Source organism: Arthrobacter sp. RT-1 (genome assembly GCF_003367205.1).
In the GTDB taxonomy this organism is placed as follows: domain Bacteria; phylum Actinomycetota; class Actinomycetes; order Actinomycetales; family Micrococcaceae; genus Arthrobacter.
On sequence record NZ_QRGQ01000036.1, the window covers coordinates 1 to 15275 of the forward strand.

17 protein-coding genes, 1 pseudogene and 1 riboswitch are annotated in these 15275 nt (G+C 66.3%); of the genes and pseudogenes, 12 read left to right on the forward strand and 6 right to left on the reverse strand.

The window, feature by feature from the left end; translation table 11 throughout:
* The first annotated feature begins 47 nt into the window (after window positions 1-47).
* Complete coding sequence (locus tag DXK94_RS21975; protein ID WP_115525498.1) at window positions 48-149, forward strand: hypothetical protein; 102 nt, start codon at window positions 48-50, stop codon at window positions 147-149.
* Window positions 150-163: 14 nt separating this feature from the next.
* Here the strand turns inward: DXK94_RS21975 and DXK94_RS17490 are convergent.
* Window positions 164-1264 (reverse strand): annotated as a pseudogene (locus DXK94_RS17490) (IS110 family transposase); the annotation flags it as partial.
* A gap of 456 nt (window positions 1265-1720) precedes the next feature.
* Between DXK94_RS17490 and DXK94_RS17495 the strand changes: the two are divergent.
* The 4 genes from DXK94_RS17495 (at window position 1721) to DXK94_RS17510 (ending at window position 4745) form a co-directional block, all read left to right on the forward strand.
* On the forward strand, window positions 1721-2755 hold the full coding sequence (locus tag DXK94_RS17495; protein WP_115525911.1) for a zinc-binding alcohol dehydrogenase: 1035 nt from the start codon (window positions 1721-1723) through the stop codon (window positions 2753-2755).
* 60 nt (window positions 2756-2815) lie between these two features.
* A complete protein-coding gene (locus DXK94_RS17500) occupies window positions 2816-3211 on the forward strand; it encodes a 6-carboxytetrahydropterin synthase (protein ID WP_079598323.1) in 396 nt (131 codons plus the stop codon).
* Between the two features lie 3 nt (window positions 3212-3214).
* Window positions 3215-4321 (forward strand): glycosyltransferase family 4 protein, encoded by a 1107-nt coding sequence (locus DXK94_RS17505; RefSeq protein ID WP_115525912.1) that lies wholly within the window; start codon window positions 3215-3217, stop codon window positions 4319-4321.
* Between the two features lie 61 nt (window positions 4322-4382).
* Window positions 4383-4745 (forward strand): hypothetical protein, encoded by a 363-nt coding sequence (locus tag DXK94_RS17510; RefSeq protein WP_258868596.1) that lies wholly within the window; start codon window positions 4383-4385, stop codon window positions 4743-4745.
* Between the two features lie 23 nt (window positions 4746-4768).
* Here the strand turns inward: DXK94_RS17510 and tadA are convergent, their stop codons facing one another.
* Entirely contained in the window at window positions 4769-5272 is a 504-nt protein-coding gene (tadA, locus tag DXK94_RS17515; protein ID WP_115525913.1) for a tRNA adenosine(34) deaminase TadA, read from the reverse strand.
* Between the two features lie 62 nt (window positions 5273-5334).
* Here tadA and DXK94_RS17520 point away from each other — a divergent pair, with 62 nt between their 5' ends.
* From DXK94_RS17520 to DXK94_RS17535, 4 genes are all read left to right on the forward strand, one after another.
* A complete protein-coding gene (locus DXK94_RS17520) occupies window positions 5335-6138 on the forward strand; it encodes a phosphatase PAP2 family protein (protein WP_115525950.1) in 804 nt (267 codons plus the stop codon).
* Window positions 6139-6150: 12 nt separating this feature from the next.
* Window positions 6151-6786: a uracil phosphoribosyltransferase gene (gene upp / locus DXK94_RS17525; protein ID WP_079598319.1), complete on the forward strand. Its 636-nt coding sequence runs from the start codon at window positions 6151-6153 to the stop codon at window positions 6784-6786.
* 92 nt (window positions 6787-6878) lie between these two features.
* Window positions 6879-7247, forward strand: coding sequence for a glyoxalase superfamily protein (locus DXK94_RS17530; protein WP_079598343.1), 369 nt, complete (start codon window positions 6879-6881; stop codon window positions 7245-7247).
* 15 nt (window positions 7248-7262) lie between these two features.
* Window positions 7263-7943, forward strand: coding sequence for an HAD-IA family hydrolase (locus DXK94_RS17535; protein WP_395929817.1), 681 nt, complete (start codon window positions 7263-7265; stop codon window positions 7941-7943).
* Here DXK94_RS17535 and DXK94_RS17540 read toward each other — a convergent pair.
* The 4 genes from DXK94_RS17540 to DXK94_RS17555 form a co-directional block, all read right to left on the reverse strand.
* Window positions 7924-8367 (reverse strand): YdeI/OmpD-associated family protein, encoded by a 444-nt coding sequence (locus DXK94_RS17540; protein WP_079598317.1) that lies wholly within the window; start codon window positions 8365-8367, stop codon window positions 7924-7926. The two genes, DXK94_RS17535 and DXK94_RS17540, sit on opposite strands and share 20 nt — an antisense overlap.
* Window positions 8368-8489: 122 nt before the next feature.
* On the reverse strand, window positions 8490-9212 hold the full coding sequence (locus tag DXK94_RS21455) for a hypothetical protein (protein ID WP_181884868.1): 723 nt from the start codon (window positions 9210-9212) through the stop codon (window positions 8490-8492).
* A 3-nt stretch (window positions 9213-9215) separates the two neighbouring features.
* A riboswitch (cyclic di-AMP (ydaO/yuaA leader) is annotated at window positions 9216-9378 on the reverse strand.
* A 94-nt stretch (window positions 9379-9472) separates the two neighbouring features.
* Window positions 9473-11002: a HAMP domain-containing sensor histidine kinase gene (locus DXK94_RS17550; RefSeq protein WP_115525915.1), complete on the reverse strand. Its 1530-nt coding sequence runs from the start codon at window positions 11000-11002 to the stop codon at window positions 9473-9475.
* A 5-nt stretch (window positions 11003-11007) separates the two neighbouring features.
* Window positions 11008-11748, reverse strand: coding sequence for a response regulator transcription factor (locus DXK94_RS17555; RefSeq protein WP_115525916.1), 741 nt, complete (start codon window positions 11746-11748; stop codon window positions 11008-11010).
* A 692-nt stretch (window positions 11749-12440) separates the two neighbouring features.
* Here DXK94_RS17555 and DXK94_RS17560 point away from each other — a divergent pair.
* The 3 genes from DXK94_RS17560 (at window position 12441) to DXK94_RS17570 (ending at window position 15137) form a co-directional block, all read left to right on the forward strand.
* Window positions 12441-13304 carry a winged helix-turn-helix domain-containing protein gene (locus tag DXK94_RS17560; RefSeq protein WP_079598313.1) on the forward strand — a complete coding sequence of 288 codons (864 nt, stop codon included), beginning with the start codon at window positions 12441-12443 and terminating at the stop codon, window positions 13302-13304.
* Window positions 13305-13488: 184 nt separating this feature from the next.
* Window positions 13489-14016 carry a histidine phosphatase family protein gene (locus tag DXK94_RS17565; protein WP_079598312.1) on the forward strand — a complete coding sequence of 176 codons (528 nt, stop codon included), beginning with the start codon at window positions 13489-13491 and terminating at the stop codon, window positions 14014-14016.
* A 122-nt stretch (window positions 14017-14138) separates the two neighbouring features.
* Entirely contained in the window at window positions 14139-15137 is a 999-nt protein-coding gene (locus tag DXK94_RS17570) for an EamA family transporter (RefSeq protein WP_115525917.1), read from the forward strand.
* Window positions 15138-15275 lie beyond the last annotated feature (138 nt).

Genomic DNA, 15275 nt, shown 5'->3' on the forward strand with positions numbered 1-15275 from the left:
CTGCCTAATACGAAAGTAGGGTGGGTTAGGCTGCGGTGGCTGGTGTGATGGTGACGTCGAAGCCGAGGCTGTTGAGTTTTTTGATGGCGTTGTTTTTGGCTTTGATCGGGTCCAGCCGGGTGAAGTGGTCCGTGCCGGGGTCGGCATAGCATTCGCCGTCGGCGAGCAGGTGCCAGGCTGCGGTGAGGATGGAGTGTTCGATCGCGACGATGGCTTTCATGGGTCCGCGCCGTGCTGAGATGCGTCGGAATTTAGCGGCCAGGTAGGTGTCCTTGCTCCGGGAAGCAGACAACGCTGCGGTGCCCAGGGCTGCCTTGAGATATTTGTTGCCGGGCAGGATATGCGCGGATTTAATCCGACCGGCGGATTCGTTGGATCCGGGACAGACGCCGGTCCAGGACGCGAGCCGGCCCGGGGTTTCGAAGCGTGACATGTCCGCCCCGGTTTCGGCGATGATCACGTCGGCGACTTTGAGGGAGACTCCGGGGATGGTGGCCAGGAATTCCCTGGCGGCACGAAAGGGTTCCATCGCTTCCTCGATCCGCCCAGTGAGCGCGTCGATGATGCGGGACTGGGCGTCGATCTGGTCCAGGTGAAGCCGGGCCATAAAGGCATGGTGGGCCTTGAACCGGCCGGTCAGCGCGTTCACGAGCTCGGGAATTTTGGAGCGGAGAGTCCCTTTGGCGAGGCCTGCGAGGACCTCCGGGTCCCGTTCACCGTTGATGAGGGCTTCGAGCATCGCCCGGGAGGAGACCCCGGTCAGGTCCGAGACTACTGAGGAGAGTTTGATGCCCGAGCCTTCGAGGAACTTCTCCAGCCGCTGGATCTCCCGGGTCCGGTCCCGGGTGGCGATGGAGCGTGCCCTGGTCAGGTCCCGCAGTTCACGGATTGGTTCGGGCGGGACGAACGAGGGCCGGAGCAGCCCGTGTGCGCCGAGTTGGGCGAGCCAGGCGGCGTCGGAAACGTCGGTTTTACGGCCCGGGATGTTCCGCGCGGCCTTGGCGTTGACCAGGATCACCGGCAAGGTGTCCTCCATCAGGTAGAAGAAGGGCTTCCAGTAATCGCTCGTTGCTTCCATCACCACCGTAGTCACGTGCTCGCGTTCCAGAACGTCCCGCAGCGCAAGGATCTGCCCAGTGGTCGCACCCCAGGTGGTGACCGTGGAGGTAAAGGTCCCGGCCCGGTGGCCTGGCAGCCGGAGACAGACCTTCGCGTCGCGTTTGGAAATGTCCAAACCGGCAGCCCGTTCATGCACGATATCCATCGCTGTTCCTCCTGACACCCCGATTCGGCTTTGTTGGCGTCTGCCGCGGGGAGGACAGGGAAATTCAGGAATCTAACACTCGTGCTTCAAACGCAACAATCCACGGTTCCCGTGGAAGTCCTCCGCGCCACGCTAGCGGGCAGGCTCAACTACAGCACCATAGGCAAACCGGCGTCCACCGTGGCAGACACCACCATGATCAACCCAAACCCATAGCCCAAGCCAGAGCTCCGGTGAGGCGAGGGCATACTTTCTCCCATCACGGAGCGACAGCGACGCGGCATCGCTAGCGGCCGGTTCTGCCTGGCGGCTCTGCCTAGCGGTTATGCGGGGGGCTAACGGTTCTGCCGCGGGCGGACGTTTCTAAGCTGCACCGGACACAACGTCTGAGAAGAGGCACGCCCTGGGTGTCAGACTTTCCCCGCGCCCATCGGTCCAGCTAGATTCATCAGCACAATGACTAACGCGCAGAATCCCGTCCACGCCACCGCTTACTGGACCACCGAACGTGAACACGGCGAGCTCCGGTCCGAGGAACTGCCGGCCCCCGGCCCCGGCGAGGCCCTCGTCCGCGCCCTCTACTCCGGCATCAGCAAGGGCACCGAAATGGTGGTCCACCACGGTGCTGTCCCGCCACGGGTCGCCAAGGAAATGCGGGCTCCGCACCAGGAGGGGCAGTTCCCCGGGCCGGTGAAATTCGGATACCTGTCGGTAGGTGTGGTTGAGGAGGGGCCGGAGGACTGGAAGGGCCAGCGCGTGTTCTGCCTGAACCCGCACCAGGACCGCTACATCGTTCCGGTTGGCGACCTGACAAGGATTCCTGAGAGCGTCCCCGCCCGGCGCGCCGTCCTCACGGGAACGGTGGAAACCGCAGTCAACGCGCTCTGGGAAGCCGGACCTCGGCTGGGGGATCGGGTTGCAGTGGTAGGGGCAGGCCTTGTGGGCGGCATGGTGGCCACGCTCCTGCGCACCTTCCCCCTGGACCGCCTGCAACTCGTGGACCTGGACCCCGGCAGGAAACAGTTGGCGGATGCGTTGGAGGTTGATTTCGCCCACCCCGATGACGCCTTGGCCGACTGTGACATTGTGTTCCACTGCTCCGCCTCACAGGAGGGCCTGGAACGCAGCCTGCAGCTGGCGGGCGACGAAGGGGACGTTATCGAGATGTCCTGGTACGCGAACCGTGAGGTCACCCTGCCGCTGGGGGAGGACTTCCACGCCCGCCGCCTGTCCATCAGGGCCAGCCAGGTAGGGGTGGTGGCACGCGCCCGCCGCCACCGCCGGACCAATGCGGACCGCCTGGACCTGGCCGTCTCCCTGCTGGCCGACCCGGTGTTCGACGCCTTCCTCACCGGTTTGTCGCCGTTCGACGAGCTGCCCGAGGTGGTGCAGGGCCTGGCCGACGGAACCCTGGAGGCGCTCTGCCACGTCATCGAGTACCCGCAGGACAGCAGCCAGGCCGCCAGCGAGGGCACCAGCCAGGACGCCTGAAACAGCCAGGACACCAATAAGCCCACCCCGCCCACCGACTCCCAACCCACGAGGTAATCCATGTTCAGCCTGACCGTCCGCCGCCACTTCATGATCGCCCACAGCCTGCCCCGGGAGGCCTTCGGTCCAGCCCAGGCCCTGCACGGCGCAACCTTCGTCGCGGAAGTGGCGTTCCGCCGTCGTGCCCTCAATGATGACGCCATCGTCCTGGACATCGGCGCCGCAGGCACGGTCATCGAGGAGGTGCTGGCAGGGCTGAACTACCGCAACCTGGACGAACATCCCGACTTCGCCGGCAAGCTCAGCACCACGGAAGCGCTCGCCCGGTACATCGCTCAGTCGGTCGCCGAAAAGATCAAGGATCACGACGACGGCCGCCACCTTGAAGGCATCGACGTCACCCTCCGCGAGAACCCGGACGCGTGGGCCACCTTCTCGCTGGACCTTTCCGCCTGATCCATGCCACCCATCCGCCTGCTGGTTCCCGGCAACATCCACCATCATTCCGGCGGGAACGCCTACAACGCCCGGATGGTGCAAGGGCTGCAGGGATTGGGAGCCGACGTGGAGGTGCTGGCGGTGGAAGGATCCTGGCCCGAGGCCTCGGCGAAGGATCGACGCCGGCTGGGCACGCTTCTCGGGGCGTGGGAACCGGAGGCGGGACGGGGGCCGGCGGTGGTCATCGTGGACGGATTGGTGGCCGTGGGTGCCCCGGACGAGATGGAGTTTGCAGCCAAGGCAGGGCACGAGACTTGGGTGCTGCTCCACATGACAGTGCCCGATGGCCCTGGCGGGCCCGCATGGAAGCGGGAGGCGCGCGCTCTTCGCGCCGCCTCCGGCCTCATCAGCACCAGCAGCAGCACAGCGGCCACGTTGACGCAGCGGCACGGGCTTCACGGCATCAGGGTCGCACTGCCCGGCGTGGATCCCGCACCTGTTGCTTCCGGTTCCCGGCCACCCCACATGATTGCCGTGGCCGCCCTCCTGCCCAACAAGGACCAGCTGCTGACGGTTGATGCGTTATCCCGGATCCAGGACCTTGAGTGGACGGCGGCGCTGGTTGGATCCGACCAGGCCGACCCCGCATACGCGGGGAAGGTGCGGGCCGCGATCGCCGCCAGCGGACTGGAGGAGCGGGTGCGGCTGACCGGCGAGCTGGTGGGCGAAGATTTGGACCGGGAGTGGGACGCTGCCAACCTGAGCCTCCTGCCGTCCCGGGCTGAGGCGTTCGGAATGGTGGTTACCGAATCGCTTGCCCGGGGCCTTCCGGTGGTAGTGCGCCAGGGGACGGGAGCGGTGGAAGCGTTGGGGCTTGCCGGGCTGACAGATCACGACGGCGGCCCCCGGCTTCCCGGAGTGGCAGTGCCCCTTGTGCCGGGCGACCGGGAGGGCCCGGCCAGGCTGGCTGAGGTGCTGCGCGGCTGGCTCGGGGACCCGGACATCCGTCAGGCATGGCGGCGGGCCGTCATGGAAGCCCGGACCCGCCTGCCGGACTGGAACCGGACAGCGGAGACGGTCCTGGAGGCCCTGGCCACACCCGGCCCACAAGGCACCTCCGCCCCTTAGGCGCCCGCTTAATCGGGGAACACAACGGCGCTTTTTGGTGTTAACCCTGGTGGAGACAAGAATGGTGGACACCACGAAGTACACAGCACTGATCATCCCGGACGACGACGCCGAGGCTGTCCGCGTTGAGCGCCTGGAATACAACCCGGAGGTCCTTGAAGGCCTGGTGTGCGGGGTCCTGGAGGACGTCATCCGCGGCGACTGGTGCGTCTACCTGAACGCCGAAGGCCACTACGCGAACCATCCCGTCAATGCCCGGGCCGCCCGACTGATGCAGGAGTGCGGCGTGGATGACGTGGTGGTACCGCGCGGTACCGCCGTCTTCCTGGGCCGGGGCAGGAACTGGGGCTCTGCCGCAGACGTCCCGGAACACCTCATCCGCCGGGCGGAACAACTCTTTGGCGGATCTGGCATGGCCGCCTGACCTTACCGGCCGTCTGACAGATGCTAAAGCCGGCTCCGGTGCCCGGCAAAGAAATCCCGCAGCAGCACCGCACACTCCGCTTCCCGTACGCCTGGATAGACCTCCACCCAATGGTTAAGGCGGCGCTCGCGCAGGACGTCGAACACGGAGCCCGCCGCTCCCGCCTTCTCATCCCACGCCCCGAAAACCACCCGGGGAATCCGGGCCAGGACAATGGCGCCGGCACACATGGCGCACGGCTCGAGGGTGACCACCAGCGTGCAGTCGGACAACCGCCAGCCGTCCGCCTGGCCGCCGTCGATCAGCGCACGCTCCCGCAGCCGCTCCGCAGCCTGGCGGATGGCAACCACCTCGGCATGGGCGGTGGGGTCGCCGAGCTCCTCCCGCTGGTTCCGTCCGGAACCCAGCACGGCGCCGTCGGGCCCCAACACCACGGCACCGATCGGCACATCCTCGGTAGCAAGGGCACGGCGGGCTTCCGTGAGGGCAAGCCCCATCCACGTGTCGTGTTTTTCAGCGGAGACCATGGCTCAATGATAGTTTCGAAGGATACCCAGAGCCCGTGACGAACATCCGCCGGGAGGCACACATGAGCACCGTCCGAGACCGCGTGGACCAGTGGATCAAGCCGTATGCGGCCCTGTGGCTGACGCTGATCATTGGCGGAGCCCTGGTGGTCAGCCTTGCCGCGCTGGGCACCGAGGTGTATTCCGACGTGGTGGACGAGGAAGGGCTGGCGGGGCTGGATATTCCCGCCCTCGAATACTTCCAGACGCTGCGGAACCCGGCAACGGACGCTTTTGTCACCGCCTTCACGAATGTGGGCGGCGGGGTCGGCATGCCCATCCTGGCAAGCGTCCTCACGGCCTGGCTGACCTTCCTGAGCCGGACGTGGCGGCCCATCATTTTGGTCGGGGGTGCGGCACTGGTGTCCACCACGGCCACCACAGTGGGCAAGCGGCTCGTGGGCAGGACCCGCCCGGACCACACAGAAGCGGTACCGCCGTACGAGTCCTCTCCGTCGTTCCCCAGCGGCCATACCCTGAACACCACGGTGGTGATCGGTGTGCTGCTCTACATCATGTGCCTGCAGTTCCAGATGCTCTGGGCGCGGATCACCGCCATCACGGCAGGGGTCATCTTCATCATCGCCATGGGCCTGAGCAGGGTGTTCCTGGGCCACCACTGGCTGACGGACGTTATGGCCGGCTGGCTGCTGGGCCTCGCCTGGGTGGGAATGGTGATTCTGGCCCACCGGCTGTTCCACCTGATCCGGCGCCGGGAGCACGCAGGCCCGGCACCCACCTTCGAGCACCCCGTGGTGCGCGATGTCGTGGCGGATGCCATGCACCATGAGGGCCACGGCGGACGCGGCAAGGATAACGCCGGATGATAGTTTTGACGCATGCGCACTCTCGTTGTGGACCACCCGCTGGTCGCCCATAAGCTCACCGTTCTCCGGGACAAAAACACTCCGTCCCCGGTTTTCCGGCAGCTGACGGAAGAACTGGTGACGCTCCTGGCGTACGAGGCCACCCGAGAGGTCCGCACGGAACCGGTCACCATCGAGACGCCCGTCAGCACCACCGTGGGTACCGCGTTCACCAAGCCCACCCCGCTGGTGGTCCCCATCCTGCGCGCAGGCCTGGGCATGCTCGAGGGCATGACCAAGCTGGTGCCCACCGCCGAGGTGGGATTCCTGGGAATGGCCCGGGACGAGGAGACCCTGGACATCATCACCTATGCAGAGCGGCTCCCGGAGAACCTCACGGACCGCCAGATCTTCGTGCTGGATCCCATGCTGGCCACCGGGGGGACACTGCGCGAGGCCATCAAGTTCCTGTTCAAGCGCGGCGCATCCGACGTAACGTGTATCTGCCTGCTGGCGGCGCCCGAGGGCCTGGCCAAGCTGGAGGAGGAGCTGTCCGGCGCCAACGTCACCATCGTCCTGGCCTCCATCGACGAGAAGCTGAACGAGAAGTCCTACATCGTCCCCGGGCTTGGGGACGCGGGCGACCGCCTGTACGGCATCGCAGGCTAGCTTCGCCCCGCTAAGGCTCCGGTAGAGGCTTCCCGCCAGGCCGGCAAGGGCGAAGCCTTCCGCATTCCCGGGCCCGGCCGTAGCCTGTGCCCATGGACTGGAAACTTGAACTTGTATATGTCCCTGTGTCCGATGTGGACCGCGCCAAGGATTTTTACGTCAACAAGGTGGGGTTCAACGCCGATTTCGACGAGCGGCCCACGGACTCCATCCGCTTTGTCCAGCTGACGCCGCCCGGCTCCGCCTGTTCGATCTGCATCGGCGACGGGCTCACGGACGCCGCTCCCGGCACGGGCTCCAACCTGCAGCTGGTGGTCAGCGACATCGAGGCAGCGCACCGTCACCTGAAAGACAACGGGGTGGATGTCAGCGACGTTGATGTGCAGGACTGGGGCCACTTTGTCTACTTCGCAGACCCCGACGGCAACAGGTGGGCGGTGCAGTACATCCCCGGCCGTTAGGGCACGATGGGAAGCATGAGCCATTCCGCTTCCGCCAGCCAACGAACCCTGACCTGCCGTGCCGTCCTGTTCGACATGGACGGCACGCTGGTGGACTCCACCGCTGTGGTGGAAGAGGTCTGGGGTGAATTCGCCGTGCGCTACGGCCTGGACTTCGAGGAGATCCTGCGGACGTCCCATGGTGTGCAGGCCATCGATACGGTCCGGCGCTTTGCCCCCGCCGGTGCTGATGTTCACGCCCTGACTGCGGAGCTCGGGGCCATGGAGCGGGTCCGGACGGTCGGCATCCTGGCGTTGGCCGGAGCGGCGCGGCTGCTGGCAGCCTTGCCCGCCGACGCCGTCGCGCTGGTCACCTCCGCCGACCGTGTGCTGGCCGACATCCGCATGGCCGCTGCGGGGCTGCCCATGCCGGCCATTGCAGTCACGGCCGAACAGGTAAGCCGCGGCAAGCCGGACCCGGAAGGCTACCTCAAGGCCGCAGCCCTCCTGGGAGCGGAGCCGGCGGAGGCGCTGGTGTTCGAGGACGCCCCCGCCGGCATTGCCGCGGGCGTTGCTGCGGGCATCCGCACCGTGGCTGTGGGCCCAAACACCGGACCGCTGCCGGACGGCGTGCTGCACATCGCGGACTACAGCAGTGTCACCGCCGTCGTGGATGCGGAAGGCAACGGCCAGCCGGTCATTTCTTTCCGGCTTTGAGGTCCGCCACAACCTTGGCGATCCGCCGCGCCCGGGTTTCCGGTGTCTTGGCGTCATCCAGCGGCTCTACATACCGCCGCTGGGCACTGTAGCTGAGGGTGGCGTAGAACTCCTGTGCGGCCGGCTCCGCAGCCATCGCTGCCGCAAGGTCCCCGGGAACCTCCACGATCCGCGGCTGCGTGTCCAGTTCCAGCTCCACATCCACCGTTTCTCCAGCGGAGACCCCGGTGAACTCCCGGTTATGGGCGCTGAGGGAGATCATGTTCCGCCCGCCCATCGCCGCAATGCTGCTGCGGTAGCTCTTGCCGTTGATGGTCACCACCACCGGAGGCCGCCTGCCGGCCCCAAGCCCCTCCACAACATGCTCGGGAACCTCAATGCCGGTCTTATTGCCGCTGCCCTGGATGGTGGTGGTGAACTTCATGGTTCAAAATAAACCAGGCCCCGGACCGGCTTCAACACAAGGGCTTCAACAGAAGCGGCCCCCTTCAACGGAAGAGGGCCGCTTCAACAGACTGGTGCCGCTTCAACGGCGGCAGCGCAGGCTTAGTACCAGTTGTTGGCGTAGTGGAAGTTCAGCGCGCCGCACGGGGACTGGTAACGCTCCTGGATGTAGTTCAGGCCCCAGTTGATCTGCGTGCGGTAGTTGGTGAGGTAGTCGGCCCCGGCGCTCGCCATCTTCTCGGCGGGCAGGGACTGCACGATGCCGTAGGCGCCGCTGCTGGGGTTGGTGGCCGTGGTGGTCCAGTCCGATTCCTTGTCCCACAGCGTCACCAGGCACTGCATCTGGTCCGCGGCCCAGCCGTAGGATGCCAGCTGGCTGGCTGCGTAGGCCTGGGCACCTGCGGGGTCATTAACCGCGACGACGGGAGCCGGCTCGGGTGCCGGTGCCGGTGCGGGCGCGGGTTCAGGGGCGGGTGCCGGAGCAGGTTCAGCCGGAGCAGGCTCGGGTGCGGGGGCCGGTGCCGGCTCCGCGGCCTGGGGCACAACGTTGATCGCGGGGGGCGCGGGTGACTCGGCCGGGTTGGACCGGATCTCGCTCTTCTCGATGCTCATCTGCGCGTCCGAATCCGCTGTGGACTGGGCGCTTGATGAGACCGTGGTCATGGCATCGGTGGCCTGGCCTGCGGCGCCTACTCCGACCAGCAGCGCACAGGACGCTGCCAGGACTGCGGCACGCTGGCCAAAGGTGAAGTTCTTGCCTTCAGGGCGCTCCGCATTGCTGTCAGAGCCGTTTTTCGGGCGCGGTTTTACCGGGAATTTGAACATGATTGATCGCCTCTCACACCTGCGGAGTTAGCTGTCGGGTTCGGATGAGGGCATCCGGCCACACGGAAAGATCACGTGCTGGCTTAACCCCAGGGCGGTACATGCCCGGGACGGTGGGTCCCCCGCCTCTGCCTTGGTCAATCGGGGAGATCCGGGAAGTGGCAGAGCTTGGCGTCATCCGGATATGCGGTCCGAACGGGAACCGCACCCAATCGACGGTACAGGAGTGCAGCGCTTAAGTCACATTTAGGTAACGGAGATCACGACGACGGCGCGTCGTCTTGCCCCTGTTGCTGCAGGCGTGGAAGTTGCAGGGCGAACTCCGTATGGCCTGGCCGTGACGTCACCGTTACCCGGCCGCCGTGGGCTTCCACGATTGACTGCACGATGGACAGGCCCAGGCCGCTGGTGCCTTCGGCCGCGGAGCCTCCCGCCTGGTCTCCCGAGCCTTTCCGGGCCGCGTCTGCGCGGGTGAAGCGTGAAAAGACATGGTCCACGAATGCGGCAGGGATACCCCCGCCGTCGTCCCTTACCGTTACGATCGCCGCACCCTCGGGCGAGGTGCCGACGCCGGTCACCACTGTGGTGCCGGACGGTGTGTGCTTGCGGGCGTTGGAGAGCAGGTTCACCAGCACCTGGCGCAGCTGGGAGGCATCGCCGTTGACCACCACCGGCTCATCGGGCAGCTCAAGGCGCCAGGTGTGTCCGGGGGCCATCACCTTTTCGTCACTGACGCTCTCCACCACGAGCTGCGTGAGGTCCACCTCGGTGAGTTTCAGCGGTTGCCCCTCGTCCAGGCGGGCGAGCAGCAGCAGGTCCTCCACCAGCGCCGTCATCCGTTCGGACTGGCTCTGCACCCTGGCCAGCGACTTCTGGCCGTCCGGCGTGAAGTCCTCCGTCATCCGCATCAGCTCGGTGTAGCCGCGGATGGCGGTCAGCGGGGTCCGCAGCTCGTGGGACGCGTCCGCCACGAACTGCCGCACCTTGGTCTCGCTCTTCTGCCGTGCCTGCAGCGCACTGGCCACGTTGTCCAGCATGAGGTTCAGCGCATGGCCAACGCTGCCCACTTCCGTTCCGGGGTTGGAGTTCGACGGCGGCACCCGCACCGCCAGCGCCACCTCACCGGCGTCGAGCGGCAGCTGTGACACCCGGGTGGCCACCTCGGAGAGCTGTTCCAGCGGCTTCATGGTGCGCCGGATCAGGATGGTTCCGGCCAGCCCCACCAGCAGCAGGCCCCCCAGCGAGACGAATACGAAGGTCCACACCAGCGACGTGAGGGTACTTTCCTTGCCGGCGAGGGGGAGCCCGGTCACCAGGACATCTCCGAAATTTGTTCTCACCGCAACGAGCCGGTAGCTGCCGTTGGAGAGGGCGCGGTCCACCGGCTGGGCGTTGGCGGCCAACGCCAGCAGGGTTTCCTTGTCTTCGGTGGACAGCGCGGAACGGGTGGTGTCTGACGCCAGGAAACCGCCACTGTTAACCTGGCCGTTGAGGATCCTGGCGTTGACCGTGCCGACGCTCTGCCCGCGCGCGTCCAGCGGGTCGCGTCCGTTGAAGCCGCCCATCGGGGGACGGCCGGGATCATTGGCTCTTTCTGCAGCCTGGCTCAGCTGCTCATCAAGCTGCCGTGTCAGGAAGGCGTCCATGGACGCGTAGCTGACCACTCCCACAGCGCCGCAGATCGCGATCAGCAAGGCCATGGCCAGGAGGATCAGCCGGGTGCGAAGGTGCCAGGTGGCGGGTCTGAGCCAGCTCCGCCGATGGGACTGCGGAGCTTCGGGGGAAGCCATGGCGCCTACTCCGCCGGCTTGATCACGTAGCCGGCCCCGCGCACGGTGTGGATCATGGGCGGGTGCACGGCATCGATCTTCTTGCGCAGATAGGAGATGTAGAGCTCCACGATGTTGGCCTGGCCGCCGAAGTCGTAGTCCCACACCCTGTCCAGAATTTGCGCCTTGCTGATCACCCTCTTGGGGTTCTCCATCAGGTAGCGGAGGAGCTCGAACTGGGTGGCCGTGAGCTGGACATCATCGCCCGCCCTGGTGACCTCCCGGGTATCGACGTTGAGGACAAGGTCGCCCACCACCAGCTCGGCGGTGTCCATGGCGGCAACCCCCGCACGCTGCACCAGGCGGTGGAGCCTGAGCAGGACTTCCTCCATGCTGAACGGCTTAGTGACGTAGTCGTCGCCGCCTGCGGCCAGGCCCACGATCCGGTCCTGGATAGCGTCCTTGGCCGTGAGGAAGAGCGCAGGCACCTCCGGCGCAAAGGCGCGGATCCTGCCCAGCAGTTCGACGCCGTCGAAGCCGGGAAGCATCACGTCCAGCACCAGCACGTCGGGGCGAAAGTCCTTGGCGAGTTTCACCGCTTGCGGGCCGTCGGCGGCGACGGCGACGGACCACCCGGCCATTCGCAGGCCCATGCTCATCAGTTCGGAGAGGCTGGGCTCATCGTCCACCACCAGGGCACGGATGGGGGAGCCGTCCGGGTGCGAGAGCGTGGGGAGGTTGTTGGTCATGGAGTGCGAAGTGGCCATGGGACAACTCTCCGATCATTCGTTTAAGCCGGGCTATGCGCTTCCTGTGCCCAAGCTGTGAATGCCAGCCTAGCCAGCTGAATACTGCCCCACTTCTGCTGCAGGACTTTCACCAGCTCGTGCGGGACTCCTTACGGTCCTGCTGCTGGAGCCTTGGAGCCCTTTCGGTGCCCAACACCTGAAAGATTTTCTTGTCCCGTCCGCGCGCCGCTGGACACGTCGGGAAGGTAAGGAGACTGATTTTGGGATTCGTCCCTCAGTTGAATAAGAAAGTAGGAAAGCAGTGTTTGGGCGAAGAATGTTCCGATTTCGCGCCTTTTATGGCCTTTTGTCGGATAACGAACGTTATTCTTTAGCCACTTCCAGAATCGTGATCTGCGCCACAATGGAGCATTTTGTCTCACTATGCGGACGATCGCGTCCATTGTTACTTGCAAGTTGCCATTGTTACGCTGCACACTTCCAATGTGAACAAGAACTCAACAGCACCTGCAGCCGCAGAATATTGGCCCAGCACACCAGCTGCTGCCGACATGCGCTGTTGTCGAATGCACGCCTGACCTTCCCACCCGCCGAAGTTCCTAGGCATTCGCCCCCCAGCCCAGCGTCGGGCGCCCCTCTCCAATTCGCATTGCGGGGAAACCCAGCATTCGAGCCGCTACTGCGGCCATTCACATTGAGGTAAGCATTCCATGTCAGTTGCATCCGGATACGTCCACATTTCCGTCCGTAACGCCGCCAAGGCCGGCCAGCCCTCAGGTCTGCGCCCCGGCTTCGGGCCCCGCCCGTCGCTCTCGCCGTCATCCGGAAGCAGCTTCCCGGCCCAGGGCTACGCCCCGCAGGGATACAACCCCAACTCCTACGGCCAGCTGCGCGCTGTTCCGCCGGCCGAGTCTGCGCCCGTGACCGCACCCACCCCTGTAGTAGCAGGACCCAACGCCGTACGTCCCGTCGCAAACGACACCGTGGCCCGCGGATTCGTCCTCTACATGGGTATCGACGAGGAAACCGCGGCCGCTGCAGGCACCTCCATTGCCAAGCTCGCCCAGGAAATCCGCGCCTACGCCCAGTCCCTGGTGACCGGGGCCGAGAGCTACGCGGCCGTGGCCGTTGCCCCCGCCGGCACCCCCGGTTCCGCGCTCGACGTCGTCCGTTCCACCTTCGGTGACCCCACCGTCAACTCCCGCCAGCGCACGGAGACGCCCCGTCCGCAGCAGCCGCAGGAGCCGCGCCCGTCCGGTGTCCTCATCGACCTCGCCCGCCGCGAAGTGCACCTCGACGGCGAGTCACTCAACCTCACGTTCAAGGAGTTCGAGCTCCTGAACTACCTCGTGGAGAACGGCACCCGCACCGTGGGCCGCGACGAACTCCTCGAAGGCCTGTGGCGCAACGCCGAGGAAGTGCCCAACGAGCGCACCATCGACGTCCACATCCGCCGGCTCCGCTCCAAGCTGGGCCGCCTCGCCAACACCGTCCGCACCGTCCGCGGCCAGGGCTACCGGTTCTACGAGCACCCCGAAGTTGTGGTCTGGGCCGCTCCGGAATACTCGATCTAGTACTCCTGTTCGCACGCCTTAAGGCGGCACGATCCCTCTGCGCCTGCGCTCGTACCTCACGCAACAACGGCGCTTTCGGGATGTGCCGCCTTTGGCGTTTACCCAGTCTCTCCGGGCATGTGCCTCCGCGGCTGGTTGGTTTCGCCGGCGCGGCAGGATTTTCCGGGCCGACTAGGCTTGGGGCATGAGTGAGCACCATCTTCGACGGCTTGTGATCATGCGGCATGCCAAGGCCGACTGGCCCGGGGGCGTGGCTGATCATGAGCGGCCGCTTGAGGAGCGCGGGCACCGGGAAGCCCCGCTGGCCGGGCGCTGGCTGCTCAAGCACAACATCGTTCCGGATTTCATCCTGTGCTCCAGCGCGCTGCGGACCCGGCAGACCTGCACCTGGGTGTGCTCGGAACTCGGTGACAAGGCCCCCACCCCCAAGCTGGAGGACGGGCTCTATGCTGCCTCGGCCCTGCGGATGCTCAGCGTCATCAACCATGTGCCGGACACCGTCACCACGCTCATGCTGATCTCCCACCTGCCGGGCGTCCAGGACCTGGCCATGCACCTGGCCTCACGGGACTCCGACCACGACGCCTACATGGATGCCGCCACCCGCTTTCCCACCAGCGCACTGACCGTTCTGGAGACCGAAAAATCGTGGGCGGAGCTGGACGGACAGGACGCCCGCATCACGAAATTCAAGGTTCCCCGCGCCCATTGACCCATGTAGGTCGCGCCAAGTGTCGTTATGGGCACTCTAAACGGCAGATAGCGCTACCCAGTTGGGGCCGCGTTTTCCCGCAGCAGGCCCGCAATGTGCCCGTGCTCTGACACAGTGGGAGCGTGAACCTCCGAGATTCCCTCCTCGCCGCCCTGGTTGCCGTCCTGTGGGGCCTGAACTTCGTTGCCATCGACGTCGGGCTCCACCCCGAAGGCCACGAAGTGCCCCCGCTCCTGTTTGTGGCAATGCGCTTTGTGCTCGTCGTCTTCCCGTGGATCTTCTTCATCAGGAAACCGGACGTCAGCTGGAAGGCGATCGTCGGCGTCGGGCTGTTCATGAGCGCGGGCCAGTTCGGCCTCCTCTACCTGTCCATGGCCATGGGCATGCCGGCGGGCCTCGCGTCGCTGGTGCTGCAGGCCCAGGTGCTGCTGACGGTCCTCCTCGCCGCCGCCTTCCTGGGGGAGCGGCCGAACCGCAGGCAGCTGGCAGGTGTTGTCCTGGGCGTGGCGGGCCTGGCGGTGGTTGCAGTGGGGCGCAGCGCCGTGGCACCGCTGTTGCCCCTGCTCATTGTGCTGGCCGCGGCCCTCTCCTGGGCTGCCGGAAATGTTATTGCCCGCAAGGCCAAGGCTGCCTCCGGACTTGGCCTGGTGGTCTGGTCCGGCGCGGTGGTGCCGTTGCCCCTGGCCGCGCTTTCCCTGCTCGTCGACGGCCCGGACGAGGTCATCGCCACGCTCACCACCCTGCAGCCGCCCACAATCCTCAGCGCCCTCTACACCGCGGTGTTTGCCTCGCTCGTGGGCTACGGAATCTGGAACCGGCTCCTGGCCAGCCACCCGTCGTCGGCCGTTGTCCCATTTACTTTGCTGGTCCCCGTGGTGGGGATGACGGCTGCCTGGCTGGCACTGGGGGAGGTTCCGACGCCCACCGAACTGGCCGGCGGGCTGCTGCTCCTGGGCGGGGTGGCGACGGCGGTGCTCACCGTTGGCGGCCGGCGGCGTCAGCGCCGGGGTGCCGAACCGGCACCCGGCTTGGGTGCCGGCGTGCGGACCGGCGGGACGGACGACGGCCGCTTGGCTGCCGCGGGCACCCTCCCCGGAACGCGTGAACCGGAGGCCCGCTGAGCTGTTGCTGTGTTCCTTGCGGCAGGGCGCCCCGTTGTGGCGGCCGGACGCCGCTGTGCCGGGGACTGCCTGCCGCTCGGGGTGCCGGGCCGCCGTCCGGCGGGCCAGGCGGCGCCGAGGAACAGGACCAGCAGGGTG